General features: G+C 60.6%; 27 protein-coding genes. 14 read left to right on the forward strand and 13 right to left on the reverse strand.

Annotated features, from left to right (window positions below; all coding sequences use genetic code 11):
* Nucleotides 1–8 precede the first annotated feature (8 nt).
* Nucleotides 9–812 carry a glycosyltransferase family 25 protein gene (locus tag U5G49_RS03735; RefSeq protein ID WP_193446262.1) on the forward strand — a complete coding sequence of 268 codons (804 nt, stop codon included), beginning with the start codon at nt 9–11 and terminating at the stop codon, nt 810–812.
* Between the two features lie 50 nt (nt 813–862).
* Here U5G49_RS03735 and U5G49_RS03740 read toward each other — a convergent pair whose 3' ends face one another.
* Both U5G49_RS03740 and U5G49_RS03745 read right to left on the reverse strand, forming a co-directional pair.
* A complete protein-coding gene (locus U5G49_RS03740) occupies nt 863–2,230 on the reverse strand; it encodes a sensor histidine kinase (protein ID WP_193446263.1) in 1,368 nt (455 codons plus the stop codon).
* Nucleotides 2,217–2,894 carry a winged helix-turn-helix domain-containing protein gene (locus U5G49_RS03745; protein WP_193446264.1) on the reverse strand — a complete coding sequence of 226 codons (678 nt, stop codon included), beginning with the start codon at nt 2,892–2,894 and terminating at the stop codon, nt 2,217–2,219. Before U5G49_RS03745 ends, U5G49_RS03740 begins: the two co-directional genes overlap by 14 nt.
* Nucleotides 2,895–3,230: 336 nt before the next feature.
* Between U5G49_RS03745 and U5G49_RS03750 the strand changes: the two genes are divergently transcribed.
* Both U5G49_RS03750 and U5G49_RS03755 read left to right on the forward strand, forming a co-directional pair.
* Complete coding sequence (locus U5G49_RS03750; protein ID WP_193446265.1) at nt 3,231–3,746, forward strand: hypothetical protein; 516 nt, start codon at nt 3,231–3,233, stop codon at nt 3,744–3,746.
* Nucleotides 3,747–3,836: 90 nt separating this feature from the next.
* On the forward strand, nt 3,837–3,965 hold the full coding sequence (locus U5G49_RS03755; RefSeq protein WP_431312676.1) for a hypothetical protein: 129 nt from the start codon (nt 3,837–3,839) through the stop codon (nt 3,963–3,965).
* 18 nt (nt 3,966–3,983) lie between these two features.
* Here the strand turns inward: U5G49_RS03755 and U5G49_RS03760 are convergent, their stop codons facing one another.
* The 3 genes from U5G49_RS03760 to U5G49_RS03770 form a co-directional block, all read right to left on the reverse strand.
* Nucleotides 3,984–5,909, reverse strand: a complete 1,926-nt coding sequence (locus U5G49_RS03760) for an adenylate/guanylate cyclase domain-containing protein (protein ID WP_193446266.1) — start codon at nt 5,907–5,909, stop codon at nt 3,984–3,986.
* 479 nt (nt 5,910–6,388) lie between these two features.
* Nucleotides 6,389–7,438: an LLM class flavin-dependent oxidoreductase gene (locus tag U5G49_RS03765; protein ID WP_193446267.1), complete on the reverse strand. Its 1,050-nt coding sequence runs from the start codon at nt 7,436–7,438 to the stop codon at nt 6,389–6,391.
* 246 nt (nt 7,439–7,684) lie between these two features.
* Entirely contained in the window at nt 7,685–7,960 is a 276-nt protein-coding gene (locus tag U5G49_RS03770; protein WP_376770339.1) for a DoxX family protein, read from the reverse strand.
* Between the two features lie 279 nt (nt 7,961–8,239).
* Here U5G49_RS03770 and U5G49_RS03775 point away from each other — a divergent pair, with 279 nt between their 5' ends.
* Together U5G49_RS03775 and U5G49_RS03780 are read left to right on the forward strand one after the other, a co-directional pair.
* On the forward strand, nt 8,240–9,148 hold the full coding sequence (locus tag U5G49_RS03775) for a LysR family transcriptional regulator (RefSeq protein WP_193446268.1): 909 nt from the start codon (nt 8,240–8,242) through the stop codon (nt 9,146–9,148).
* Nucleotides 9,149–9,203: 55 nt separating this feature from the next.
* On the forward strand, nt 9,204–9,326 hold the full coding sequence (locus tag U5G49_RS03780) for a pyocin activator PrtN family protein (protein ID WP_246289420.1): 123 nt from the start codon (nt 9,204–9,206) through the stop codon (nt 9,324–9,326).
* A gap of 14 nt (nt 9,327–9,340) precedes the next feature.
* On the opposite strand, the gene U5G49_RS03785 is transcribed toward U5G49_RS03780, so the two are convergent.
* Together U5G49_RS03785 and U5G49_RS03790 are read right to left on the reverse strand one after the other, a co-directional pair.
* Complete coding sequence (locus U5G49_RS03785; RefSeq protein ID WP_193446269.1) at nt 9,341–9,655, reverse strand: EthD family reductase; 315 nt, start codon at nt 9,653–9,655, stop codon at nt 9,341–9,343.
* 146 nt (nt 9,656–9,801) lie between these two features.
* The gene (locus U5G49_RS03790) at nt 9,802–10,602 is read right to left on the reverse strand and encodes an SMP-30/gluconolactonase/LRE family protein (RefSeq protein ID WP_193446270.1); all 801 of its coding nucleotides are present in this window, start codon (nt 10,600–10,602) and stop codon (nt 9,802–9,804) included.
* A 474-nt stretch (nt 10,603–11,076) separates the two neighbouring features.
* On the opposite strand from U5G49_RS03790, the gene U5G49_RS03795 reads away from it, so the two are divergent.
* Nucleotides 11,077–11,883 (forward strand): class I SAM-dependent methyltransferase, encoded by an 807-nt coding sequence (locus U5G49_RS03795; protein ID WP_193446271.1) that lies wholly within the window; start codon nt 11,077–11,079, stop codon nt 11,881–11,883.
* A 152-nt stretch (nt 11,884–12,035) separates the two neighbouring features.
* Here the strand turns inward: U5G49_RS03795 and U5G49_RS03800 are convergent, their stop codons facing one another.
* The 4 genes from U5G49_RS03800 to U5G49_RS03815 form a co-directional block, all read right to left on the reverse strand.
* Nucleotides 12,036–12,422, reverse strand: coding sequence for a cupin domain-containing protein (locus U5G49_RS03800; RefSeq protein WP_193446272.1), 387 nt, complete (start codon nt 12,420–12,422; stop codon nt 12,036–12,038).
* Nucleotides 12,419–13,900, reverse strand: a complete 1,482-nt coding sequence (locus tag U5G49_RS03805; protein ID WP_193446273.1) for a 4-hydroxyphenylacetate 3-hydroxylase family protein — start codon at nt 13,898–13,900, stop codon at nt 12,419–12,421. The genes U5G49_RS03800 and U5G49_RS03805 overlap by 4 nt, the downstream gene beginning before the upstream one ends.
* 10 nt (nt 13,901–13,910) lie before the next feature.
* Nucleotides 13,911–14,435: a flavin reductase family protein gene (locus U5G49_RS03810; protein WP_131605147.1), complete on the reverse strand. Its 525-nt coding sequence runs from the start codon at nt 14,433–14,435 to the stop codon at nt 13,911–13,913.
* 85 nt (nt 14,436–14,520) lie between these two features.
* Entirely contained in the window at nt 14,521–15,225 is a 705-nt protein-coding gene (locus tag U5G49_RS03815) for a GntR family transcriptional regulator (protein WP_246289422.1), read from the reverse strand.
* Nucleotides 15,226–15,541: 316 nt separating this feature from the next.
* Between U5G49_RS03815 and U5G49_RS03820 the strand changes: the two genes are divergently transcribed.
* From U5G49_RS03820 to U5G49_RS03850, 7 genes are all read left to right on the forward strand, one after another.
* Nucleotides 15,542–15,856 (forward strand): ArsR/SmtB family transcription factor, encoded by a 315-nt coding sequence (locus U5G49_RS03820; protein ID WP_018449587.1) that lies wholly within the window; start codon nt 15,542–15,544, stop codon nt 15,854–15,856.
* Entirely contained in the window at nt 15,853–16,212 is a 360-nt protein-coding gene (locus U5G49_RS03825; RefSeq protein WP_193446274.1) for an SRPBCC family protein, read from the forward strand. The genes U5G49_RS03820 and U5G49_RS03825 overlap by 4 nt, the downstream gene beginning before the upstream one ends.
* Nucleotides 16,213–16,256: 44 nt before the next feature.
* Nucleotides 16,257–16,853 carry an ATP-dependent Clp protease proteolytic subunit gene (locus U5G49_RS03830; protein ID WP_193446275.1) on the forward strand — a complete coding sequence of 199 codons (597 nt, stop codon included), beginning with the start codon at nt 16,257–16,259 and terminating at the stop codon, nt 16,851–16,853.
* Nucleotides 16,854–17,334: 481 nt separating this feature from the next.
* Nucleotides 17,335–18,078: an SDR family NAD(P)-dependent oxidoreductase gene (locus U5G49_RS03835; protein ID WP_193446276.1), complete on the forward strand. Its 744-nt coding sequence runs from the start codon at nt 17,335–17,337 to the stop codon at nt 18,076–18,078.
* Entirely contained in the window at nt 18,075–18,983 is a 909-nt protein-coding gene (locus tag U5G49_RS03840) for an RNA polymerase sigma factor (RefSeq protein ID WP_193446277.1), read from the forward strand. Before U5G49_RS03835 ends, U5G49_RS03840 begins: the two co-directional genes overlap by 4 nt.
* A gap of 161 nt (nt 18,984–19,144) precedes the next feature.
* Nucleotides 19,145–20,050 carry a tyrosine-type recombinase/integrase gene (locus U5G49_RS03845; RefSeq protein WP_193446278.1) on the forward strand — a complete coding sequence of 302 codons (906 nt, stop codon included), beginning with the start codon at nt 19,145–19,147 and terminating at the stop codon, nt 20,048–20,050.
* A gap of 3 nt (nt 20,051–20,053) precedes the next feature.
* Complete coding sequence (locus tag U5G49_RS03850) at nt 20,054–21,247, forward strand: IS91 family transposase (protein ID WP_127431938.1); 1,194 nt, start codon at nt 20,054–20,056, stop codon at nt 21,245–21,247.
* Nucleotides 21,248–21,655: 408 nt separating this feature from the next.
* Here U5G49_RS03850 and U5G49_RS03855 read toward each other — a convergent pair whose 3' ends face one another.
* Both U5G49_RS03855 and U5G49_RS03860 read right to left on the reverse strand, forming a co-directional pair.
* Complete coding sequence (locus U5G49_RS03855; protein WP_246289424.1) at nt 21,656–22,765, reverse strand: sulfite oxidase; 1,110 nt, start codon at nt 22,763–22,765, stop codon at nt 21,656–21,658.
* A gap of 218 nt (nt 22,766–22,983) precedes the next feature.
* Entirely contained in the window at nt 22,984–23,880 is an 897-nt protein-coding gene (locus U5G49_RS03860) for a LysR family transcriptional regulator (protein ID WP_193446280.1), read from the reverse strand.
* 134 nt (nt 23,881–24,014) lie between these two features.
* On the opposite strand from U5G49_RS03860, the gene U5G49_RS03865 reads away from it, so the two are divergent.
* The gene (locus U5G49_RS03865; protein WP_193446281.1) at nt 24,015–25,001 is read left to right on the forward strand and encodes an MBL fold metallo-hydrolase; all 987 of its coding nucleotides are present in this window, start codon (nt 24,015–24,017) and stop codon (nt 24,999–25,001) included.
* The last annotated feature ends 15 nt before the right edge of the window (nt 25,002–25,016 follow it).

Below are 25,016 nucleotides of genomic sequence, written 5' to 3' on the forward strand. Positions count from 1 at the left end.
GCTCTCTCATGAACATGCGCACCGCACCTGCCGCCCTTATGCCGGCCCTTCATCCGGTCAGCCTGCGGGTGAATACCTATCTGATCAATCTCGACCGCGCGCCATTGCGCCGGTTTCGAATGGAGCGCCTGCTGGCAAGCTTCGGCCTTGCCTTCGAGCGTGTGGCGGCGGTCGATGGGGCAGGGCTGAGCCTGCCGCATCCGGGCTTCGACGAAGCAGCCTATCTCAGCCGGCACGGCCGCCGGCCGAACCCTTTCGAGATCGGCTGCTATCTCAGCCACGTCGAATGCGCCAAGCGGTTCCTCGGAAGCCATGCCGAGTTCGCGCTCATTCTGGAAGACGATCTCGATTTCGATGACGATCTGGCCGAGCTGCTCGAGGCCGCTCTTGAGCACCAGGCGCGCTGGGACATCCTGCGCCTGTCGACCGTCAATTCCGGGAAAAAGCACAAGGTGGAGCCGCTGACCGCGTCACGCTCGCTTGCCATCGCGCTCACCCGCGAGAAGGGGTCCGGCGCCTATCTGATCAATCGCAAGGCGGCAGGCTGGATTGCCGATGTGCTTGTCCCCATGCGCCTGCCCTATGATCTCGCCTTCGATCTAGAGTTCGATGATGGGCTGAGCGCCTGCTTCGTCGATCCGCTGCCGGTCAGCCAAAGGGCCGATCCCTGCTCCCAGATCCAGGCGGGGCTTTCGACCTATCGGCTGGGCCGCCGCCGGCCGTGGAGTGTCCTGCCCTATCGAACCGCGGCTGAGGTGCGCCGTTTTGCTCGTCGCTTCCGCCGTCTCGCGGCTTGGAGGGTGAGCGGTTAGAACCGCTCCCCCGGGGTGAGCGGTTAGAACCGCTCCTCCGGGATGGGCGGTTAGGGCTTCTCGGTCGGCATCAACGGGAAGCCGATCGAAACGATGAGGCCGGGATGATTGTCCGCCATGGTGATCTCGGCCGCATGCAGCTCGGCGATCGCCTTGACGAGGCTGAGCCCAAGCCCGCTTCCCGGCGTCGTGCGGCTCTTGTCGAGCCGGTAGAGACGCCGGAAGACCTTGTCCCTTTCGCCGGCGGGAATGCCGGGGCCGCTATCGGCGACCGAAAGGATGGCGCGGCCGCCCTGGCAACGGAGAGAAACCGTGATGCCGGTTCCGGCCGGGCAGTGGTTGATCGCGTTCTCCACCAGGTTGGCGATCATCTGCGTCAACAGATCACGGTCGCCCCGGATGAGCGCGGGACAGCGCTCCGCAATCGTCAGCGCCATCAGCGCGTCTTCCGCGACGCCGGCATAGACCTCGGAAATCACGGCAAGCACGGCGTCGATATCGGTCGCCTGGAAACGCTCCTTGCGGGCGCCGGCCTCGATCTGGGAAATGCGCAGCAGCGCCTCGAAGGTGGCGTTGATCCGGTCGCTCTCGTGTCTCGCTTCGTCAAGCAGCGCCGAAACATCCGCCTGCCGGTCGTTTCCCGCCACCGCGGCATCCAGCGTCAGGCGCAGCCTGTTCAGAGGCGTCTTCAGATCATGGGCGATATCGGCGCTCACCTGCCGCATGCTCTCGACCAATCTCTGCAGCCGCTCCAGCGCCGCATTGATCTGGATCGCCACCGTGTCGAGATCGTCGCCGTTTCCGGTGATCGCAATGCGGGCCTGAAGCTGGCCAAGCGAGACATCGTTCATGGTGAGGGCGACCCGGTCCAGCCGCGCCTGGGCGCGAACGGCGAGAAAGACGCCGCCGCCGATCGCGGTCGCCACGACGATCGCGGCCGCCCATTCGAAGCTCACCAGCACGATCCGCAGCATCTCGTCGACATCGTTGAAGTTTTCCGCCACCACCAGGCTATAGGGGCCGATGGTCGAGACCTGCATCCGGTAGCGCTCATGCCCCTTCAGCCCGACATCCCTGGAGGTGACGGTATAGACGCCGTTGGGGATACGGGGGGCTGCGAAATTGCCGGCGAGTTTCTTGCCGGCATGGTCGGTCAGCGAGTAGAGCCCGTCGGCGGTCGATTGGAAGCTCGCATAATTGTTCAGCGTGTTGACCAGATCCTCGGTATCGTTGGGCTCATAGGTCGAGACGACAAGCGAATTCATCTCGGTGAGCGACTGGTCGAGATCGCGGCCGAGGCCGAGGCGCAGCATGTGATAGATGATAGCGCCACTGAGAATGAAGGTGACGACGAAGAGGACGCCGAAGGTGACGGCAAGCCGGAAGGGCGTGCTCCTGCGCAGGCTAGCGAGGCGCATGCAGGCTGTATCCGGTGTTGCGAACCGTATGCAGAAGCTGGGCCTGGAACGGCTTGTCGACTTTGGCTCTCAGCCGGCTGATATGGGTCTCGACGACGCTGGTCTTCGGATCGAAGTGGAAATCCCAGACCCGCTCCAGCAGCATCGTCTTGGTGATGACCCGGCCTTCGCCGCGCATCAGCACCTCGAGCAGGGTGAATTCGCGCGGCTGCAGCTCAATCACCTGGCCGGCGCGGCGGGCTTCCCGCCGGATCAGATCGAGCTCGAGATCGGCAACCCTCAGCACCGTCCTCTGCTCCTGCACCGGCGGCCGCCGGCCAAGCGCATTGACGCGCGCCATCAGCTCAGAGAAGGCAAAGGGTTTGACAAGATAATCGTCGCCGCCCGCCTCCAGCCCCTCGACCCGATCGTCGACGCCGCCGATCGATGTCAGGAACAGTGCCGATGTGCCGACCTTGGCGGCGCGCAGTGAACGCACGATCGCCAGGCCATCGAGGCCCGGCAGCATGCGATCGACGACGATGACGTCATAGGCCTCGCGCTGCGCCTGAAACAGCCCATCGCGGCCGTCGCCGAACACGTCACAGACATGCCCGGCCTCGGAAAAACCCTTGGCGATATAATCGGACGTCTTGGTATCGTCCTCGATAAGCAGGATTCGCATCAGCCCGATCGTTCCCGGATGCCTGGGGCAGCAATCTAGCTGATCAGGCTTCGGCCTCAACTTACGGATTTGTAAGGTGACGGGTGGGGGAGTGGAGCCTCAGGAAGTCGGGCGAAGAGGTAGGAGGGCGCACGTGTTCCCAGTGGCGCCCGCAAGGGGCCGAAAGGTGCCCACGAGCAGATTGCGAACGCGCTGGGGCAGAGGTTCTTCTTGGGTTGGAGTCAAACCGATCGCGCGATGGATGGCTTGACAGTGTGATCAGCAGACAGTTAGCGCTTTTGGCCACGCACTATCACCACATGGTCGTTTCGCTTTTTCACATTTGAGGGGCCACGCATGGATGTGCAAGCCGAAGTCGACCTTCCAACTCAGAGACAAAAGCGGGGTTGGGCATCGGCGACGTTGCTTTGTGTTCTGGCATCGCCAGTCTTCCTCGTTCTGAAAACACTCGCTTTTATGCTTGGCCTGAAGCCGTTGCTGTTTTTATTCGGGGCATTCCTCGTCGTCGCTGTCGTGGGGTATCTTCTTGGCCCGGTGGCGGTGGTTTGGAGTGGGTATATAGCGGTGACCGAGGTCATTCTTGGGCTTTCGGAAGACCACAAATACTTCTTGTGCTGTTCGTCGAAAGACCGATTTGAAGCAGAAGTTGTTTCGTGGGTGCCAGTTTTGATGTTTCCGGCAGGAATGACGAGCTGCCTACTTCTAGCTCGGTCTATGTTTTGGAAATCCCTCACGCTCCGACAGATGATATTGGTTGTCGCAGTATCGACTGTTACCGCGCAAGGTCTGTTGTGGTACTACGAATGGCAAGAGGTGGTTGTGGCATGTTCGGCCGTTCAGTGTAATTTCTGAGATGATTTGCGAATTGACTCACCGCGACTAACCTGAAGCTATAGGGTGGTTTTTGCTACCTAATCCCGAACGAAAAGGGTCAAAGCCGCCATGATCGTTCTGGAAGGCCGGTTTTCGGTCTCGACGGACGGGGGAACGGTCACCGCCGGCCCCGGCGAGATCGTCTACATGCCCATCAGCCCGATCGCTCCCGGATGCCTGGGGCAGCAATCTAGCTGATCGGGCTTTGGTCACAACTTACGGATTTGTAAGGTGATTGGCATCCCCGACAAGCTCCCATAGATCGACCTTCTCGGCCCGCCCCTTGAGCTGCACCAGGCCAAGCGGGCGAAGGCGGAAACGATCGGCGACGGCGTCGCGTGTGGCCGCGCTCACCAGGATCGAGGTGTTGAAGTCCTTGTTCAGTCCTTCCAGCCGTGAGGCGACATTGATCGTATCGCCCATGGCTGTGTACTGCTGTCGCGAAATCGCGCCAAAACTGCCGACGACCGCCGGGCCGGTGTGCAATCCAAATCGCGTGACGAGCGCGGGACGGGCATTTTGACGATTGGCTTCGTTCAAGTCGTCGACCGCCGCTTTCATGGCAAGCGCGCATCGGCAGCCGTTTTCGGCATGTCCGGCATCGGGAACAGGGGCGTTCCACATGACGAAAATGGAGTCGCCGAGATATTGGACGACGGTCCCGCCATGGCGCTCGGCGATGGTGTTCAACAGTTCGAAATAGGCCGACAGCGTATCGACCACGTCCTCGGGCGAATGTTGCTCGGAGATGGTGGTGAAGTCGCGGATGTCGGTGAACAGCACGGTCACGTCCTGCCGCTGCGCCTTGACGGCGGTTCTTCCCTGGGGATCGATGATCCGTCTGACGACTTCGCGCGGAACATAGAGGGCAAACTGGCCGATGGCGTGGCGGCTTGCCGCCAGCGCGCTCGCCAGCGTGTTGATCTCCGTTATAAAGGAATGGGAGACGCCTTTCTCGCCGACCTCGAGATCGCCGATCCTGCGCGCCTCGTCCGCCAGGCGATAGAGGGAGCGGCTGACCATGCGCGACAGCATCACCGTTGCAGCGACACCCGCGATCACGAAGGCGCTGGCAATGAGGAGATTGCGCACAAGCAGCCGATTGGCCTCGGCCACCAGGTCCTCCAGCGGCACGACGATTGCGGCCACGCTTCCGTGAAACAGGCCAGACACGCTCACGGGGGCAATCTGCACCAGATGACTTTCACCATCGAAACCGACCCGCGCCAGGCCGCCATTGGCAAAGGCGGGATCCTGCCTGAGCCGGGCCACGGTTGCGAGGCTGGTGTCGAAACCGTTTGCGGTCGCGGCAAAGGCGCCTGCCGTTCTCGACCATAGTCCGATGATCCTGCTCATGACAGCCGGGTCGGAATGGGCGACGAGATCACCGCCACCATTGATGATGTAGGCTCTTGCTCGCGGCGAAATCTGACCCGCGTCCAGCAGGCGGCTGACGGTCTGCAGATGAATGTTGATGCCGACCACCACCTGGCCATTGTCCCGCATCGGTGCTGCGATTGTCAGCGTCGGAACCTTGAGCGTGCCGGCGACATAGGGTCCAACGGAAACCGGGATACCGTCCTGAACGACGGATTGATACCACGGGCGTTGCCGCGGATCGAAGGATGCATATTCGACGTTCCTCGTCCCTATCTCAATGGCTTGGCTGTCGAGAAAGCGAAGCGTCGATATGACGTCGGTCGTTTGTCTCTGTGCAATCGTTCTGACCGCGAATGCCGTGCCTTCAGGCACCGAGAGGGTCTGGCGAACATCGTCCCTTACCGTATTGATGACCTGCAGGTACGAGCCATCGGGATAGCCCGTGTAGATGCTCGTCGCGTTGGGGACGTTTCGCAGAACTTCCAGAAAGAATTGCTGTTTTGCCTTGATATCTTGGGGCGGCGGGGAAGTAAGCTGCGGCAGGGTCGCGGCGAGTGCGACCGCCTCGGTGCCGCCCTGCAGCGTATTCCGGTATCCCTCGATCAGCCGCAAGCTCATCTCGCGCATCTGCTGCGCGCCCGCGCTTACTGCAGCATCGCGTCCGTGGCTGAAGGCCATCCAGATGATCGGCGTCGACGTGCACAGCAGCGATGCGACGACCAGGACGCCGAGATGCAGTCTTAGCGGTTTCGACCAGTGCACGAGATTTTCCTCGGAATGCGGACACGTCTCAGCACACGAAGCTCAACGATGGCAGCTAACCGCTTTTTGAAAACTTACACAAGGTGATGATATCAGTTCTCCGGCGCTTGTGCAGATAAGCTGGCTACGGCTTCAAGTTTTCCTGCGGCGGGGGCGTCGAAAAAAGCCAGAGCGAGCTTCTGCGACAAACTCAAAATGGTGGGCATCTCCGCTTGAGCGCCGCCATGAAGCCCGAAGGACCTTCATGTCCGGTCGCCGCCACGATAGCACTCTGTCGAAGGATGCTCGCCGCCCGAGACGCCGGCGCCGTACTGCGGCGGCGTTTCACCATATCGAAGGGAGGGCGGCGGGGCTGAGAACGCCCTTGTCTCAGCTTTCGCCGGGACGAACTGCGCAGGCCGAGGTGAGCTTCTCGGCGTATAGCCGGATCAGTCAAGCGCCTGACCGGTCTTAGCTCATGACGCTCTTTTGCAGCTCGATCAAGCCGATTGGCGCCAGGCCGTTGCTTTACGAACGTTCGGTGCAACTTCAGTGCCAAGCAGCTCGATGGAGCGTCGCATCGCGTCATTATCCAGTGCGGCTGTGCTCATTTGAAAGGTGAACCTCGACACGCCTCCCAAGGCCTTATCTGCGGCGACTATCCGGTCCTCCACCGTTTGTGGACTGCCGACCAGGAACGCGCCGTTCGGGCTGCACATGTGCTCGAATTGCGCCTCTGTCGGCGGCGGCCACCCTCGTTCCTTTCCCGCTTCCGTAAACATCTGAAACCAGCCGGGGAAAAACGCCTCTTTCGCAGCCTTGTCGGTTTCTGCGACAAAGCCGAGAGCATGGACACCGATCTTCTGCTTGTCCGGATCGTGGCCAGCGTCGCGCCAAGCGTCGCGATAGAGTTCCACAAGAGGCCGAAAGCGATCAAAGCTGCCACCGATGATCGCGATCATCAGCGGCAAGCCAAGCGTTCCAGCCCGCGCGAAAGACCCCGGTGTTCCGCCCACGCCGAGCCAGATTGGAAGATCGTGTTGATAGGGACGCGGATAAATTCCCTCGCCCTTCAGCGAGGGGCGGAAACGGCCCTGCCAGTCGACTCTGGGGTTGGCTCTGATCTTGAGCAGAAGCTCGAGCTTCTCGACGAAGAGCGCGTCATAGTCGCGCAAATCGAACCCAAACAATGGATAGGCATCAACGGACGAACCACGACCGACAACGAGCTCGGCTCGGCCGCGAGATATAAGGTCAAGAGTGGCGAAATCCTGAAAGACACGGACGGGGTCGGCCGCGCCGAGGACTGTGACTGCGCTTGTCAGCCTGATCGATTTCGTCCGTGCTGCGGCGGCAGCCAGGATTATCGCCGGCGCTGAGTCCAGAGCATTTGCGCGGTGGTGTTCACCCATCCCGAAGACATCCAACCCCACTTGGTCTGCCAGTTCGACCTCGGCGAGGACGCTGGCCATACGATCGGCGGCCGACTGCAACCGGCCTGTGGCAGGGTCAGTCAAAAGCATCGCAAAACTATCGATACCGATTTCCAAGGAGAACTCCTTCCAGGTTATGATCGCAGTGAACGCTCGTAGGCGTCCGTCGTGTCGCCGCGTTGTGGCTCCTTCCAGCCCAGTGACTGGCCCATTTGGGTTGTGTGGCAAGATGCCAGACATAAACACGCAAGGAGAAAAACAGTGAAACGCATCATCAGTGCCTCTGACGAGAGCTGAAACTCATTGCGAGCAATGTGCGCGCCCGCAATGACGGTGATATCTGGTGATTGAACCGCCTGGCGTTTAACGCAGGGCATCTAAAATGACAGCGAAGCTGCGACGGTAGAGCCACGCCACTGTGCCGGTCATCGCCAGCAACACTACGGCTGGCAATGGATTGCCGCCGATCAGGATAAGGTGAGTGAGGACGGCGAACACCATGGTGACAGCGAGCGTCAGAGCGCCGAATGCCGTGCTTGCGGTCACCAGCAGCGCGATCGCGCCGCCGACTTCCACGATGCCCGTCAACACGCGAAACCACTGACCAAAACCCACTTGGTCGAAAATCGCCACCATCATCGGCACCCCGGCAATTTATGCGCCCCCGGCCGCCAGGAACACGGCAGCAGAAAGAAGGCGCAGAGCCCAGGATGCAACGCGGACGGCTTTACTCTGTGAAATCAGCGGAGAATATGCGGCTGTCATCGGTATCTACTTTCCCTATCTGCCATGGGCAGGACCAAAATAATTGTCTGTTCCCTCTCATCACACGGCGGAAAGCATTGGAAAAGCCGATATTTAATGATGGATACCATCGAGTAATCCGATATTATACCGTATTGGTGAAGGGAACAGAGATTGGACGGAATATCGCTCGATCAATTGCGCACTTTTGTGGTGACTGTCGATGAAGGGAGCTTCTCTGCGGCAGGCCGCAGACTGGGGCGGGCCCAGTCGGCCGTCAGCGAACTCATTCGCAGCCTGGAAATTAGACTCGGCGTTGAATTGTTCGATCGAGATGGCCGATATCCTCGATTGACCGGAGCAGGAGATTTGCTGCTTCCAAAGGCCCGCGAGATCATCGCCAAGGTGGACATATTCAAATCCTACGCGAAGGGGATGGCCACCGGGCTGGAAGCAGAGCTGTCCGTCGTCATCGACGTGTTCTTTCCCATCCACATAATCGCTGAGGCAGCAAAGGACTTTCGCGAGCGTTTCCCAACTGTTCCATTGCGTCTGTTCGTGGAGGCGCTGGGCGGTACGGTGGAGCCTATACTTGATCGAAGAGCCAATGTCGGCATCGTTGGCTCTTTGCCGGTCATGCCTTCAGGGATCGCAACCGAGCCTCTCGGCAGTATCCTGTTCAATATCGTTGCTTCCGCAGACCATCCGTTATCATTGATCGAAGGGCCGATTTCCAAGAGCCAACTCGAGCAGCATGTCCAGCTGATCCTCACCGATCGTACGGAGTTGTCGGCCGGGCGGGAATTCGGCGTGATGTCTTCGCAGACCTGGCGGCTGGCCGACCTCTTCGCCAAACATACCTTTCTGGTCAACGGCCTTGGTTGGGGCGGGATGCCGGAACATGCCGTGAAGACGGATATCGAGGAAGGGCGGCTGGTCTCGCTGATCATCGAGGATTTACCTGCAGGCGGACTTCGATTGCCAGTGTCCATCGCCTATCGATCCGACGATCCGCCAGGCCCCGCAGGACGCTGGTTTATCGGTCGACTAACAGCGTGTTCCAACGACAGCTCCATCAAATAGCCCTACCGTCCATGATGGAACACGCGAGCTTCCTCCCCGTCCTGGCGAGAGCAAGGTGGTTTTCGCTTCAACGGCAACCACGTTCCTGATCGTCGACCGGTTCGGCACCGGCTACGTCACCATCGATCAGGTGCGCCAGCACTACGCCGATCCCGGAAAGTTCAACGGCTACGCCTGACGCGCCGAAGCCGCTTACCCTCCAACGATTTCGCTGATCTGCACGATGGGCGCGATGTCCGTATAGTTGGCGACGTCCGCGACGATCTCCGCACGGTGGGGACCGAACGCCTCCTGGAATCTCCCCAGGGTCGGCGAGTAGATGTGGCACGCCGCGACGAACTCCGGCGCGCTTCCAGGTTCGCGACCCGCAAGGCCCCTCTCGATTTCGTAGCGCAGGCAGGCATCGCCGAGCCGTTCCTGGATCAGTGGCATGTGGCGGGTGCGGTAGTAGTCGTGATCGAACTTCGAGCCGCCATTGGCCGGATAGTAGACGCTCATCTTGATCATGGTCGGGCTCCTGCCTGAACGCCTCTCCGAGCGTCCGAGGGGACTTTATAGCTCTCCGACTCGTGAAGCGCATCCAGATTTTGGCTGAAGCGAGTTTGACGAGCACAAGGTTGTTTTCGCTGTGCTTTTCGAAGCGGGTGGCTGACCTAGCCGTGAGGCCAACCCGCCCCGGCCGTCTCGACCTCGACGGACAACAGCTGGCCAGTTCCGCCCATCTGGTCCATCTTGTCCATCCCGAACCATCTGGCGGCAGTTATGTAGAGGGTGGTTCGATCAGGTCCACCCAGCATGCAGGCGAAGGCGCCGCGATCGAGCTTCACGTCATCGAGGAGCGCGCCGCCTTCACGAACCCTGCAGCAGCAGGCATTGGGTACGTCGGCGTACCAGATCGCCCCTTCAGCGTCGAAGCATATGCCATCGGGCCACCCGGGAAGATCGGCCCAAACCCTTCGATGCGAAAGTCGCCCGTCGGCGGCGACGTCAAACGATGTCAGCCGTTTCGCCCAGCTTTCGGCGCAAACCAGTGTGCGCCCGTCCGCAGAGAGAGCCATTCCGTTTGGAAATTGAAAGCCTTCCGCTTGTGTTTCGACCGTCCCGTCCGGATGTATCAGCAGGATCGCGGGTCCGTTGACGTAGATACGGCCTTGCGGATCGATCACGATCTCGTTCCAGCCATTCGCTCCCAGCTCGGCGAACTCTTCCAGTCCGGAGCCGTCAAATCGCAGCAAGTGCGATGCCCCTGACGCGATGACGTACATGTCGCCCTGTGGTCCGAAGTCGAATGACAGGGGCGGGGCTTTCGCGGTTGTCGCCACTCTGACAGTTCCGTGCTCGCTCAAGGCGAGAATTTCGCCGCTTGTCCAATCCGCGAACCACAGCTCGCCGTCATGCCATCGTGGGCATTCGACCAGCCCCCGGTCTTCCAACCGAACCCTTGTCCTGTTCATTTCGCCCTCCTGTCGTTCTGCGCCCAGGCCCGTCGAATGGAGCCACCTTGTAAAGACGAGTAAGCAAAGCCAATGCCGACACTTGTCTGGCGAAAAAGGGCAATCATGGCCGTATCTCCCGTACCAGCGGCGTCGACGTCGGGACAGCGCCTGGATCAAACCGCGAAAGTGAGGCTGACGTGGCACGCCTGTTCGCACCCGGAGGATCCCCGCAGGCGGGACACCGACCCGCGACTGGTTATGTGGAAAGTGCCACACCGTGCGACCTACGCGGATCACACTAGTCAAACCAACCAAACGGTGCCTCGGAGCACCCACTACGGGAAGGCCAGTGTGATTTCGGGGGGCCCGCTGTGTCAAATTTTCTTGAGAAGCGTTACAAGGTTTCGCTGGATTACCGGGGTGTGACGGCAATACGCGCGACCCGAATGGCCGTGTTACCGTCCATTCTTGATCGAGAGAGGATGGCAAACCTTGGAAGCCGCAGAACTACGATATAATTGGGCTGATCCCGACGCCTACGAGGCATTCATTGGGCGCTGGAGCGAACATCTGGCAAGCCCATTTCTCGCCCGTGCTAATATTGCTCCGGGCAGTCGCGTGCTCGATGTAGCATGTGGGACAGGTGTGTTATCGAAAGCACTGGCCGAGGCGGGAGCGCATGTGATCGGTGTTGACGCATCTGAGGGATACCTGGAAGGAGCCCGCCGTCGACGATCCCACCCCAATATCGCCTATGAACACGGCGATGTCCGGCACATGCGGTTCGACACTGACTTTTTCGATGCCACCGTTTCCACCCTGGCCCTGGACGTTATCCCGGAAATTGAACAGGTCGTTGCCGAGATGAAGCGCGTGACCCGTCCAGGCGGCGTGGTCGCGTCCGCCGTTACTCAGTTCTTGGGTGGCATGCCCGCCTTCGATCTCGTCATTAACACCGGCGCCGTGCTTGAGACCGACTTCGCCAGGCTGAGATCGATGCGGGCGGGGCGCCAGCTCTTCTGGCCTAATGGCCAGGCGACGTTGTGGCGGAAGATCGGCCTCGTCGACGTGACGGAGATTCCCGTTGTCGTGGATTGCGAGTATGCGTCCTTCGCGGATTATTGGGCTACGTTCACCGACGGCCCAGGCAGCACCACAAGCACATTGATGGCACTTTCGGACGACGCCCGCGGTTCGATCGAACAGCATGTTCGTGCCGGGTATCTGGTTGGCTTGCCCGATGGACCCCGGTCATTTCCCATGATGTTCCGTGTGGTGCGTGGCGTGGTCCCAGCCTGATCCTGGCGAACATGCAATGGGCCTGCGAGGGGGCCGTTCTCAGACCTTTAACCCGCGGGTTGATCACCAGTTGTCGTTCCTCGGCAGCCAAAAGCTGCTAGGCCGCTAGCGGCCCCCAAATCGGAATAATTTCCGCGTTGCGCCAGAAGTGGTCATCTCAATGTCGTCTCATAATAGTGAATCTCCAGCAGCAAGCAGCCCATCTCTGATTTGAATGGCCCATGAAAGACCCCTGGAGGACGGCATGCGTAGGTATGAGCAGGATATGTTTCGGGGGACCTGTCGCCGACTATGAGGTCGCCTTCGAGAAGATAGACCTCTTCCCAGTAGTCATGCACGAACGGCTTTTCAGTGCGCGCGCCCGGGAGGAAACGCAGCAATCGTGTCCGGCTACCTTCGCCCTTCACTTCATCGAGCCGCCCCGCCAATATTTTCTGCTCGATCCCCTCTGGGTAGCCGGGAGGGACGCGCCACCCTTGTCCCATGTCCACCTGGTGGAATTCCTTGTGCTCTTTCAGTGGGAACGGCTGTGTGGTCATGCCGCCACCGCCGTTTGGGCTGCAAGGTCGCCTTCGAGAGAATAGGAATCGAGCATCTGATCGACCAATCGGGTTCCCGAATGCCAGTCGCACGTTCTGTAACTGTGGGTCCTGGTGACGAAGTTCGCGCCCGCATAGAACATCTCGTATTGGGTATGCCTCGAGGCGAACTCGGAGCCGATCGCGTCCCAGGCCAGCTTGAAGAGCTTCACCCGCCCTTCGGCGCTCGCGGATGGTGACTGCTGGGTCTTCTCGATCAGAGCCTTGAGTTGGGGATCGGCGAAGTCTTCGACGCTTGAGGGCAGCATGATCAGTCCGCCGCCCGCCAGTTCGCGCAGTGACGAAATCACTTCCGGATAGAGCTTCTGCGTGAGTACCTGGGCTGAGTAGAGCGTGTGCGCATCCGGGACGAAATAGGCACCGAAGTTTCGTCCCTTGACCTCCATGGCATGCACCAGCGCATCGACCATGGTGTTCTGGGCCGCCAGGACTCCGAGCGTTTCGCGCACCTGCGGGAAACTAACGATGCCGTTGGTTTCGGCGATGCGATGTGCCAGACCCAGGAGAAATCGCATCTTCACCATCAAGCGGATTTGCGCCTGGTAATTCTGCAGGACATGGGCGGGCGTGGCATGAAACTGCTGCTGGCACATGCGGATATCCTGGTTGATGAAAACCCTGTCCCATGGAACTTTGACGTCATCGAAGTAGAGGATCGCATCGTTCTCATCGAAGCGGCTGGCGAGCGGATTGTCGAAGACGCTGGTCGCCTGCTCTTCATAGGACTTGCGGGACATGATTTTGAGCCCGCGTGCATTCATCGGAATTGCAAAGGAGACCGCGTAGGATTCATCGCCCTCGGAGAGCGGCTGAATGCAGGTGACGAAAACCTCGTTGGCCATGATGCCGCCCGTCGCCAACATCTTTGCGCCGCGGATCGTCAGACCTTCTGCATCCTGGTCGACGATGCCGGCCGTCAAGGTACGGTCCTGCTGCTGGCTTGCGCTCTTCGATCGGTCAGCCTGGGGGTTGATAATCACATAGGTCAGGTAAAGGTCGTTGTCGCGAGCGTATCGATAGTATTCGGCAAGTGCCTCGGCGCGTTTCGGATCGTAGGTCTGAAAGATCTCGATGCCCATTATCATGCCCGCAAGACACGAAGCGACATGGTCCGGGGCACGGCCGAGGAAACCGCAATGCAATGTTGCCCAGGTCTCCAGTGCCCTTCGACGCGCCACCAGCTCCGCGTAATTGTCGGGCATCTGCCAGATGCGGCTTGCAGCGCCAGCGCCGTTCACCTCGTATGTCATGATGGCGCGATTCTGCTCGGCGCTTTGGAAATCGTAGAGCCGCGCCACGGATTGTATAGATTGTCGGAATGCCGGATGAACGGTGACATCATCCGCAAGCTTTCCATTGATGAACACCTGCCTGCCGTCACGCAGGGTTTCGATATGCTCCGAACCGGTTTTCAACATGTCATCCCCCTCAATAGTGCATGGCCAGTGGCCAGGACACCTCGTTATGACTTCCACTTTCCAGCGCGGCATATCTGCCCTGGCTGAACACGAGCGGCCGGCGGTCGCGAAACGATTGGAATGATGTCACTCTGCCAATGAACAGCAGATGGTCGCCCCCATCGTGGGCAGCCCAAGGCGCGCAGTGAAACACTGCGGCAGTTCCCGGAAGGATGACTCCATGCCCGACCTTCGTCTCACAGGCGATCCCTTCCCATTTGTTGGTAAGCGGCCTGGAAAATCGGCTCGACAAATCGGCTTGGTTCTCGGACAGCACATTGATGGCGTAGCACTCCGCCTGCATCCATAGGGAAAGGCTGGCGGCCCGGCGGTCAATGGAAAAAAGGATCAGCGGCGGATCGAGCGACAGCGAGTTGAACGAACTGATCGTGACGCCGAGTTTTTCTGTGCCAATCACGCTGGTGACGACGCAGACTCCGGTGGGGAACTGCCCTAACGCCTGCCTGAATGAACGCACGTCGATGACCGGTCCCATGGCCGTCCCCGATGTCGAATTGATCTATCTGATTGCCAATCCCGTCATTTCAGTTTTCTTTGCCAGTTTGGCCGCAAGTTGCGACCTATACCACCGCGCGCGAGCCGGGCGACCAGTCGACGAGTGTGGGTGCCCGCAATGCGGCCAAAGTCCGAGCCAAATGCACTCCCACCGCTGCGGCGGCCTCGTCCGCTTGCGATGTACGAATGGCTTGCGCTATTGCCCGATGTTCCGCCAGTACCTCGTCAACGCGGCTGCCGACAGAGATCGCATGCACCCCCATTCGAACCTGCCGATCGCGAAGGCTCTCATAGAAGGTCGCGAGAACAGGATTGCCCGCAGCCCTCACGATCGCCCGGTGGAAGTCTCGATCGCTTTCGATGAACGCGACACGATCGCTTCGGACTTGCTCCTGCTGGGCGATCAGCCGATCCAGCTCGTCGGCTAGGCTCGCCCCGAAACGGCTTGCCTGCTGTGCACACCATTCCTCGACCAAGCCGCGTGCCTGCATGATCGCGTCGACCTCGATCTCGGTGATTGGCGCGATATATGCCCCTTTCTTGGGCAAAATCCGCAATAGGCCGTCGGCCTCCAGTCGCAGAAACGCCTCCCTGACCGGGGTTCGCGAGACGCCGGTTTGCCGACAGACCTGCGCCTCCGTCAGGAACGTCGTCTCATTGCGCGGCAGTGTCAGCACATGCTTCTTCAGCCAGGCATAAACGACATCCTGCGCTGCATCACCTCGATGGAGCGCGGCAGCGCCGCTGGCTGAATTAGTTATCATAAACATGATGTATACAAGATGCATATAATAAAGTCAAGCGCAATTCGACGATAACGCCTCTGACAGAAATGGCGGCTCTGGGCAGCCCTGCACCCCTTCCCACCGGCGGGATTTTAGGAGGACAAGATTAAACGAACCGGCACCCCATGGGTCCCATCCGGGGCCAAGCCCTTGTCTGCACACTGTTTAAGACGGCACCGTCATCCGGGCACCGTGGTGCCGTCAGTTGCCGCAAGCCCGGCAGGCGCCGCGTTTCCGGCTTTCAGCTGGAAGTGGGCGGAGAAGCCTTGCGAATCGTATAAGTCTGTGCTTATGTGTGGGCATGATAGAGAACGACATCTTCAAGGCTTTGGCTGATCCCACCCGTTGCGCGATCTTTGAGAAGCTGGCGACCGGAAGCATGAATGCCAGCGCTTTGCGCGATGGCATGACGATCAGTCAGCCCGCCATGTCCCAACACCTCTCCGTTCTGCGGAGCGCGAGACTGGTGCGGGAGGAACGACAGGGGCGCTTTGTGAACTACGAGGTCGATCCAGAAGGCTTGGCACTCATTGCCGGATGGCTGGCGAAGTATCGCGCCTACTGGCCCGCGCGCATCGACGCCCTCAAAGCTCTGCTGAAGGATATGGATCAATGAACGAGAGCAAGACCGACGATCACGACAGGGGCATCGAGCTTGAGTACGAAATCGACGAGCCGCCGCACAAGGTCTGGCGCGCGATAAGCATTGCGGAGTTTCGAGAGAAATGGTTGCCGAAAGAGGCATTGGCCGATCCGGAGGCTGCGTCTCTGACGGCGGGGCAAGAGGTCCGCTACCGGATGCGCGAAAGCGAACCGCCGTTCCTTGAAAGCGTGGTCATCTTTCGGATTACCCCCAACGACACCGGCGGAACCAAGCTGCGGATCATTCACCAGCTTACGGACGTCAGGTTCGATCGGATGACCCGCGCAACCGCAAACAATAATAGCCTGCTCCTCATGCTCGCTGCCTGACGCGGCGAGCTGCCCCTTAAATTCTGGAAGATTGGAGTTCGCCGATGCGCGAAGCGATGCAACTCGTCCCTATGGTGGTAGAGCAATCAAGCAGAGGGGAGCGATCTTTCGACATCTATTCCCGCCTGCTTCGTGAAAGGATCATCTTTTTGAATGGCGAAGTGAACGACACCGTGTCTGCGCTGGTCTGCGCACAATTGTTGTTCCTCGAAGCGGAAAACCTGAAGAAGCCAATCAGCCTCTATATCAATTCCCCCGGCGGCATGGTGACGAGCGGCCTCGCCATGTATGACACCATGCGTTACATCCGCGCTCCGGTGCATACGCTTTGCATGGGGACAGCCCGCTCGATGGGATCGTTCCTGCTGATGGCGGGTGAACCCGGACAGCGGGCAACACTGCCCAATGCAAGCATCCTCGTCCATCAGCCATCCGGTGGCTTTCAGGGACAGGCATCGGACATGCTCATCCATGCCGAGGAAATCAGACGGACCAAGGACCGGATGACACGTCTCTATGCCGAGCATTGCGGACGCACCTATGAGGAATTTGAACGCGCGATGGACCGCGACCGTTTCATGACCGCAGAGGAAGCTCTGGAATGGGGGTTGGTCGACCGCATCCTACAGGTCCGGGAATAAAATCCGGACGCAACGGCATAAGCGTAGCCTCGGATTGAAATGGTCTATCATGCGTCGATTGGCTGGAAGAACGCTTGAGAGCAAACCTCCCGGAAGCAGCCTCCTCGGCTCTCGCATGCCGCTATCGTCTCTAATCCTCACCATATCCCCGTCAAGGCTTGCTGTTCCCACGGGTTCACCGCCCTGAAGGGCGATCCAGGCGATCCGGCTGTCCATCAATCTCAGCATCGCGCCGGCTGTGTCATATTTTCTTGAGAAGCGTTAACAAGGTTTCGCTGGATTACCCGGTGTGACGGCAATACGCGCGACCGAATGGCCGTGTTACGCATTCGAGATCGATCACCATCGAACTTCGGTCGAGTCACACTCTTTGACGCTGGCCCGACAAATCGCAGATGGCGATGACTCTTTTCACCTCGTTGGAACGTCGTTGTTGTGACCGTCGTCGAGCGGTCGGACCCGCGCAAATGAGGACTGAGAGATGGATCTGGAAGGAAAGCGAATCGTGGTTGTCGGCGGGAGCCGCGGCTTGGGGAGGGGGCTCGCCGAGGCATTTGCGGTTCGCGCGGCCGAAGTCACAGTGGTGGCCCGAAACGCGGCTGCCGCGCAGGGGCCAGGCGAGCAACCGGCCGTCACCGCCATATCGGCTGATGCAACCGATGTCGACGCGGCATGGCGGATCATGGAGCAGACGCGACCCGATCTCGTCATCATGAACGCCGGTGCGGAACCGCCCATGGAACGGATCGACCGGATTGGCTGGGAGGCATTCACGACCAACTGGAATGTGGACGTCAAGGCCGCGCTGCACTGGGTACAGGCTGCTCTGACGTTGCCGATGACGCCGGGCGGGCTTGTCGTCCTGGTCTCCAGCGGAGCCGCCGTGCAGGGGTCGCCGCTATCGGGCGGTTATGCGGGAGCCAAGCGCGCGCAGTGGTTCATTGCAAAATATGCCGAGGGCCTATCGGCGGAACTCGGCCTGGGTCTGCGCTTCCGGGTCATCGTTCCCCGGCAGATGTTCGTAGGAACCGGTGTGGGTGATACCGGCATCGCGGCCTATGCCGCGGCGGCGGGTCGGACATTTGCCGAACATGCCGCCACCTGGCCGGACATGACGCCGCGGGATTTTGGCGATATGGTCGCCGACCTGATCGGCAGGACGGGCCTCGCCGGGGCCATGGTCTACGCGGTGCGTGGGGATACGGGTGTGACGGTCATCGAATGACAGAAGACGCTGCTCTCGAAGACGAAGAGAGGAAAACTCTGCTCGCAGCGCTCGCCAGGGAAGCGGACGCGCTTCGCCCCGAACTGCACCGCTATGCCGCTCGTCTGGTGGGTTCGGTGATCGACGCCGAGGATGTGATTCAGGACGCATTTGCCAGGGTATTTGCGACGGCTGGCTCGATCCCGCCGGGCACGCCGCTGCGACCCTGGCTATTTCGCATTGTCCACAATCGAGCCATAGATGCCCTGCGCCAGCGCAGTACACTCCGATCGGAGCCCCTTGAGATGGCTTTCGATCTGGCCGATATCAGTGCCGTCGGTCCGGAGGACGCGCTGATCCGGCAGGACGCGGTGCGGGTCGCCCTGGGCCACTTTGCAGAATTGCCGGTGCCGCAACGCAGCGCGGTGATCCTCAAGGATGTGTTGGGAGAGTCACTTGCGGACATCGCAGCGCTGCTGGAACTGAGTGTCGATGCCGTCAAGGCCCATCTGTCGCGCGGTCGGGCGAGATTGCGCGCCATCTCCGACGTGCGGTCCGAGGTTCCGCCACCGCCGAGTCCCGAGGTCCTGAACTTTGCAGCGCTCTTCAAAGCCCGAGACTGGGACGCTTTGCGTCGCATGCTGGCCGAGGATGTTCGGCTTCGTCAGGCGCGACGGCCGGAAATCTCTGGTGCCGCCGATGTCGGTCGATTTTTCACCTTTTATGCCGAATATCCACCGGTCAGGATCGAACCGGCTTGGCTGGAAGGCCGGGAAATATTGCTGGTATCAGCCGAACCGCCGGGCGGTCCTTCCTATTTCATGCTGCTCGAATGGCGGGAGCAAAAGATAAGCCTGATCCGCGACCATCGCTATGCGACCTACGTCATGGATGGTGCTGATGTCATGCTGGCCGCATCGCGGTGACTGGTTTGGGCCGAATAGCCGCCATGGCCGGATTGCGCCTCATGCACGAACCCGCTTCGCGGGAGGGTGCGCGCGGTGAGGTTGGTGTGATTATCTGAAGTTCTAGGCAGGCAGAGGCTGTTGCCAGACGATTGAGTTCCCTTCAACGAGAGGAACTTTCCATGGCCAGCTTTTCAAACGATGCCCCGATCACACCGCTTCGCCAGCGCATGCAACAAGACATGGTGATGCGGGGTTTGGGAACCCATACGCAGCATGACTACATTCGTCATGTCCGGCGCTTCGCCGCTTTTCTTGGGCGCACGCCCGACACCGCGACGGCCGAAGACATACGGCGCTTCCAGTTGTATCAGCATGAGAACGGTGTAGGCTCGGCGACGATCAATAGCACGGTCTCGGCGCTGCGCTTTCTGTTCACGGTGACACTGAGGCGGCGGGATATGGCGCGAGCGCTGGTGATAACCCGCAATCCGCGCAAGCTGCCCGAGGTGCTGAGCGTGGAGGAAGCCGCACTGCTGCTCGAGGCGGCACCAGGCATCAAATATAAAGCGGCGCTCGGCGTTGCCTATGGCGCGGGCTTGCGCGTCTCCGAGGTTGCGCACCTCAAGGTCGACGATATCGACTCGACACGCATGCTGATACGCGTTGAACAGGGCAAAGGGCGCAAGGACCGCAACGCCATGCTCTCGCCGCAACTCCTGGAACTGCTGCGACTGTGGTGGCGCGAAGGAAAGCGGCGCGGCGTCATGTTACCCCATGGCTGGCTGTTTCCGGGGCGCAGTTGCACCGATCCGATCTCGTCGCGGCAACTGCATCGCTCGGTGCAGGAAGCAGCCGAGGTTGCCGGCATCCGCAAGCGCGTCAGCCCGCATACATTAAGGCACAGCTTCGCCACCCACCTTCTGGAGGACGGCACCGATATCAGGGTCATCCAGGTTCTGCTCGGACACAGCAAGCTTGAGACAACCGCGCTCTATGCCAAGGTCTCGACCCGGACGATCCACGCGGTCGCGGGGCCGCTTGACCGGCTGATGGCGCTGATGGAAGGCAAGACGCCCGACGGCTGAGCCGTGCGCACCTCGATAGAGGTCGCCGATATCTTCCGTTCCGCCGGACCCGCCTACAGGGCAGCCCATGAAGGACATCTCAGCTTAGCCCAGCTCAAGGTGATGTCCGCGATCGAGCACTGCCGCACCGCTGCATTGGGCGGACATGTCGAGGCCTGCGAGGATTGCGGCCAATGGCGCATCGCCTACAATTCCTGCCGCAACCGGCATTGTCCGAAGTGCCAGGGTGCTGCCGCACGCACCTGGCTCGCTGAAAGAGAAGCCGACTTGCTGCCGGTGGGATACTTCCATGTCGTCTTCACACTGCCCGCCGGGGTCGCCGACATCGCATTCCAAAACAAGGCGCTGGCCTATGACCTGCTGTTCAAGGCCGCATCGGAAACGATGCTGACGATCGCTGCCGACCCGAAGCATCTCGGCGCACGCATCGGCATCACGGCTGTCCTGCATACATGGGGCTCGGCAATGATGCATCATCCCCATGTTCACATGATTGTGCCGGGCGGCGGCATTGCCCTCGACGGGAAACGATGGATCTCGTCGCGTGCTGCGTTCCTTCTGCCGGTGCGCGTGCTGGGCAAGCTGTTCCGCCGCCTGTTCCTCACTCGGCTGCTCCAGCTCCACGACGCCGGCCGGCTTGCCTTCTTCGAATCGGCAGCACATTTGGCTGATCGCCGGGCATTCGTGCGTCACCTGTCGCCGGTCCGCAAGACGCGCTGGGTCGTTTACGCCAAGCCACCCTTCGCCGGCCCGGAAGCGGTGCTCGCCTATCTGTCGCGCTACACTCATAGGGTCGCAATATCGAATAGCCGCCTCATCAGCTTCGACCAGAGCGGCGTAACCTTCCGCTACAAGGACTACCGCCGCGATGGAGCGGACCGGCAGCAGATCATGACGCTCACCACCGACGAGTTCATCCGCCGCTTCCTGCTCCATGTCCTGCCGCGCGGCTTCCATCGCATTCGTCACTACGGCCTGCTCGCCGGCGGCTCCCGCACGAGCAGCATCGCACGCGCGCGCGAACTCCTGAACGTCGCTGCGCCGCCCTGTCACGACGCAGCGGACGAACAGACCGACTTTCGCCCGTCATGTCCCTGCTGTGGCGGACGCATGATCATCATTGAGGTATTCGAACGGTGGCGACAGCCGCGCGGGCCGCCAGACACGGCGGCAACGAACCGAGAGAACGCTTCATGACCCGGCATAGCCTGTTCATTCATGTGGCCACCTCACATCAACGTCGGCCAACGGGATGGCTTGCGCCAAGTGGAGTGGCGATAACTCTCAGTCTTGAAAACTCTCTCGGAGTCTCTGCGAAAATCTCTGCGATCACGCCTGCAGACGCCTTCTTCAACGCGCTTGGTCCTACGGACGCTGCTGTGATTGAGTGCGCCTGGGCCGCCCTGAAACACAAAACCCCATAGACCGGAGTGTGCGGACCGCGGGTTCCTGCATGAGAGGCTTTCGTACGCCTGACGGCACCCGAAACCCTAAACCATAATGGTCATCGAGCCACCCGTCGCTGTTGGTGCAAAGCGGACATGACGCAGTGACAACGCGGGTCGCAGTTGCGCCAAAAGCCGCCATTCCGCCCCATGCGGGTGATCAGATCACGAATTCCTCCTCGTACGTCTGTGGCTTGGAAACGACCGTAACCTCCACCGGAATGATCCAATTGGCCGCGTAGCTCTCGCAGTCGGAACGCTGGAGGTCGGGCTGCACGCATCCAGCCCCATCGATCGCGCGACATCGCAGTGTATATCGCCCCACTTCTTCAGGGGTCCACATGTACTCCCACAAGCGCCATGCAAAGGGACGTTCTGTTTCGAGGAGCCTTCCCTCGCGCCAGCCCTTGCCATCTCCGGTGCAGACCTGCACCTGCCGGATAGCAGCCTCTCCGCTCCAGGCGGCTCCGAAAATCCGGTACGGTTGGCCGGCGATGAGCTGCGCCCCCTGTACCGGACGCGCGATCTGCGCTTTGACCTCCATCTCCGCAAGGGGGACCAGCGTGGGTTCCCCGAGGCTGCGCTCCCAACGGAAATAGTCGCGCGCCTGCCAGTAGCCAAGGAACGGTTGCTCCACAACCGTGATATCGGTGATCCACTTGACCCAAGCCATGCCGAACCAGCCACCCACGACCGCGCGTAGCGGGTAGCCGTGATCGCGCGTCAACGGCTCCTCGTTCATCGAATAGGCAAGGATCGTGCTGTCGGCCATGGCCTTCTCAAGCGGTAGACTGCGCGCAAAAGCGATGGGGCCGGGAGAAGCTGTTTTCTTGTTCGTGTCGACGACGCCGCTGTCGGCGCCTGCGAGCAGAACCTCACATGCGGTTCGCTTAACGCCCGCCATTTCCAAAATGTCGCGCAGAAGAACACCTGTCCACGCGGCATTGCCGACGGCTCCGTTCTGCCACTGCAATCCCTCCTTCGGCGGCTCATAGTAGACGCGCCCGTTCCCTGCACACTCGACGACGGCGGTGAAAGTCGTGCTGCGCATCGCCTTGATGCTGTCGAGGTCAAGTTCGATCGGCCGCTCCACGGCCCCGCCAACGCGCAATCTCCAGTCTCGCGCATCGAGGTCCGGCGACGGGAAATGGTTTCGCACGAAGAACAGCTCGGTCGGAATCAGCCAATCGGAGAGCGACGCAAACGGAAACTCGATATTCTGGGGGGATTTCTGTCGAACGATTAGACTGGGTTGCTCTGGTGTCGGCATCGTCCTCATCTCCCCTTTCAAGACACAACGTCGGCTCTCGGTCGCGCGAATTCCGGTGCGATCACACCGCCCCTCGCAGTGCGTCCGTCGCATTCCGCCTTCGGGCCGCATCCTAGCACATATCGCACGTTCCTCGGATCGACCTCGAACGGCAGAGGACGATCGACTCCCAGTGAGCCTGACCGCCAATAACGGAGGCGCGTCTGATAGGCGGGACGCTAGGTTGCCATCCGCGCGCGCAGGCGGGGGCCGATCCAGTCAAGGAAGCACCGCACCTTCAGCGACAGCGGATCGGCTGGTCCGTGAATAACATTTACCGGCAGCGGCTCCGGTGCGAACTCCGCCAACAATTCGTGCAGAGCGCCAGAGCGCAAATGTTCGTTGATCTGGTAAGAAAGCACGCGAATAATGCCGATACCGGCCAGCGCAGCCTGAATGGCAGCCTCTGTCGTGTTGACCGCGAGTTTGAGGCGCGGCTCGACGGCGAAGGCCGCGCCGTCCCGGCGGTATCGCCATTCCGGGGCGGTCGCGAAGCCCTGGAAGCTTATGCCATCATGCGGGGCGAGGTCTTCCGGCTGACGCGGCACTCCTCGGCGGGCGAGATAGTCGGGGCTCGCGCAGATCACCCGGCGGACGGCGCCAACCCGTGTTGCGATAATCGCGCTGTCCGGCAGGTGCCCGATCCGTAGGGCTACATCGACGTGCTCATCCCTCAGACTTAGCTGCCGATCAGTCAGGGTCAGCCGCAGGTTGATATCGGGTTGCTCCTTCAGGAATTCGAGCGCAATTGGCAGCAGATGGCGCTCGCCGAAGGCAATCGGCGCGGTGACGTGCAGCCCGCCACGCAGCGCTCCATAATCGCCGCTGGCCTGCCGCTCCGCTGCGTCCAGTTCCTCGAGAATACGACGTGACGCGGCGACGAAGGCGCGCCCCTCCTCCGTCAAGGCGAGGCCGCGGCGGGTGCGCACGACCAGGCGAACGCCAAGATGCTTTTCAAGATCGGCCACTTTGCGGCTGACCGTGGCCAGCGGCGCATTCAGCCGCCGTGCCCCGGCAGAAAGACTGCCGGCGTCGACCACCGCCAATAGCACCGCCATCGCGTCAAAACGATCCATCGAAGCCTTCCATAAAATGAGAAGAATGTTTCCACATTGCCAAGATACCCGGTTGATTGTGGATGTCATAGCATTCGCGTCGTCAAGGGGCTCGATGTAGCTCCCATCGTGCTACTGATCCGGAGAAAGATGACATGCCTCAACTTTCACGTCGCGCCTTCGCTGGCGCCCTGCCTCTCGGCCTCATCGGCGGAAGCCTCCTCGGTGGAGGCCTGCTCGGCGACGCCGCCGCCCGTGCGGCGACGCAGGAAGCTGCCAAGGCGCCTGTTGCGATGAACCCGTTCGCACAGATCCGCATCGGTCGGTTCACCGTGACGGCACTGACGGACGGCTATGCCGATATGCCCTATGACTACTTTCCGGGGCGCTCGGCGCCCGAGGTCGAGAGGGCGGCAAGCGCACAGTTTACCGCCCGGCCGAGTGGGGTTCGGTTCCTCTTCAACCAATATCTCGTCGAGGATGGCGAGCGCCGCATCCTGATCGATGCCGGTGCGGCAGGTTCGATCGGGCAGACCGGACAGTTACCACAGGCACTCGCCGCGCTCGGTCTGAAGCCTGACAAGATCGACGCGGTCATCGTGACGCATATGCACCAAGACCACATGGGTGGGCTGGTTCTGGGAGGTAAGAACAACTACCCCGGAGCCGAGCTTTATATCGATCGTCGCGACATCACTCACTGGACCGATCCGGCCAAGCGCAACGGCGCACCTGAATACCTGCAGACGAGCTTCAGGATGGCGGAGGAGGTCGTGCGGCTATATCCGAGGCTCCAAGCGATCGACGGAGAGCGCGAGATCATGCGGGGCGTTTCGATCGTCGACTTAACCGGCCATACACCCGGCCATATCGGCGTGCGGGTGGAAGATGGCGGGAAGAGCATGATCATGGTTTCGGATATGATTTTTCCGGTCGTGCATCCGGCCGCGACCGATGTGTTCTTCCTGTTTGAGCAGGACCGTGCCGCTGCGAAAGCCATGCGTGATCGCTTCTTTCCGCGTGCCGCGTCGGAAGGCGCACTCATCGCTGCCACGCACATGCCGTTCCCTGGGCTCGGTCGTGTCGTTGCTGATCATGGGGAGATGCGTTGGCAGGTTGCAGACTGGGCCTTGCAGGACTGATGGCTGCTCTCGGTG

Origin of the sequence: Rhizobium indigoferae (assembly GCF_034554815.1) — a bacterium.
GTDB classification, from domain to species: domain Bacteria; phylum Pseudomonadota; class Alphaproteobacteria; order Rhizobiales; family Rhizobiaceae; genus Rhizobium; species Rhizobium leguminosarum.

What these genes read in the sequence shown, in the direction of transcription:
- U5G49_RS03735 (WP_193446262.1), top strand. Translation starts at nt 9, where the DNA reads ATGAACATGCGCACCGCACCTGCCGCCCTTATGCCGGCCCTTCATCCG.
- U5G49_RS03740 (WP_193446263.1), bottom strand. Translation starts at nt 2,230, where the DNA reads ATGCGCCTCGCTAGCCTGCGCAGGAGCACGCCCTTCCGGCTTGCCGTC.
- U5G49_RS03745 (WP_193446264.1), bottom strand. Translation starts at nt 2,894, where the DNA reads ATGCGAATCCTGCTTATCGAGGACGATACCAAGACGTCCGATTATATC.
- U5G49_RS03750 (WP_193446265.1), top strand. Translation starts at nt 3,231, where the DNA reads ATGGATGTGCAAGCCGAAGTCGACCTTCCAACTCAGAGACAAAAGCGG.
- U5G49_RS03755 (WP_431312676.1), top strand. Translation starts at nt 3,837, where the DNA reads ATGATCGTTCTGGAAGGCCGGTTTTCGGTCTCGACGGACGGGGGAACG.
- U5G49_RS03770 (WP_376770339.1), bottom strand. Translation starts at nt 7,960, where the DNA reads ATGATGGTGGCGATTTTCGACCAAGTGGGTTTTGGTCAGTGGTTTCGC.
- U5G49_RS03785 (WP_193446269.1), bottom strand. Translation starts at nt 9,655, where the DNA reads ATGATCAAGATGAGCGTCTACTATCCGGCCAATGGCGGCTCGAAGTTC.
- U5G49_RS03790 (WP_193446270.1), bottom strand. Translation starts at nt 10,602, where the DNA reads ATGAACAGGACAAGGGTTCGGTTGGAAGACCGGGGGCTGGTCGAATGC.
- U5G49_RS03800 (WP_193446272.1), bottom strand. Translation starts at nt 12,422, where the DNA reads ATGACCACACAGCCGTTCCCACTGAAAGAGCACAAGGAATTCCACCAG.
- U5G49_RS03805 (WP_193446273.1), bottom strand. Translation starts at nt 13,900, where the DNA reads ATGTTGAAAACCGGTTCGGAGCATATCGAAACCCTGCGTGACGGCAGG.
- U5G49_RS03810 (WP_131605147.1), bottom strand. Translation starts at nt 14,435, where the DNA reads ATGGGACCGGTCATCGACGTGCGTTCATTCAGGCAGGCGTTAGGGCAG.
- U5G49_RS03815 (WP_246289422.1), bottom strand. Translation starts at nt 15,225, where the DNA reads ATGTTTATGATAACTAATTCAGCCAGCGGCGCTGCCGCGCTCCATCGA.
- U5G49_RS03820 (WP_018449587.1), top strand. Translation starts at nt 15,542, where the DNA reads ATGATAGAGAACGACATCTTCAAGGCTTTGGCTGATCCCACCCGTTGC.
- U5G49_RS03825 (WP_193446274.1), top strand. Translation starts at nt 15,853, where the DNA reads ATGAACGAGAGCAAGACCGACGATCACGACAGGGGCATCGAGCTTGAG.
- U5G49_RS03830 (WP_193446275.1), top strand. Translation starts at nt 16,257, where the DNA reads ATGCGCGAAGCGATGCAACTCGTCCCTATGGTGGTAGAGCAATCAAGC.
- U5G49_RS03835 (WP_193446276.1), top strand. Translation starts at nt 17,335, where the DNA reads ATGGATCTGGAAGGAAAGCGAATCGTGGTTGTCGGCGGGAGCCGCGGC.
- U5G49_RS03840 (WP_193446277.1), top strand. Translation starts at nt 18,075, where the DNA reads ATGACAGAAGACGCTGCTCTCGAAGACGAAGAGAGGAAAACTCTGCTC.
- U5G49_RS03845 (WP_193446278.1), top strand. Translation starts at nt 19,145, where the DNA reads ATGGCCAGCTTTTCAAACGATGCCCCGATCACACCGCTTCGCCAGCGC.
- U5G49_RS03855 (WP_246289424.1), bottom strand. Translation starts at nt 22,765, where the DNA reads ATGCCGACACCAGAGCAACCCAGTCTAATCGTTCGACAGAAATCCCCC.
- U5G49_RS03860 (WP_193446280.1), bottom strand. Translation starts at nt 23,880, where the DNA reads ATGGATCGTTTTGACGCGATGGCGGTGCTATTGGCGGTGGTCGACGCC.
- U5G49_RS03865 (WP_193446281.1), top strand. Translation starts at nt 24,015, where the DNA reads ATGCCTCAACTTTCACGTCGCGCCTTCGCTGGCGCCCTGCCTCTCGGC.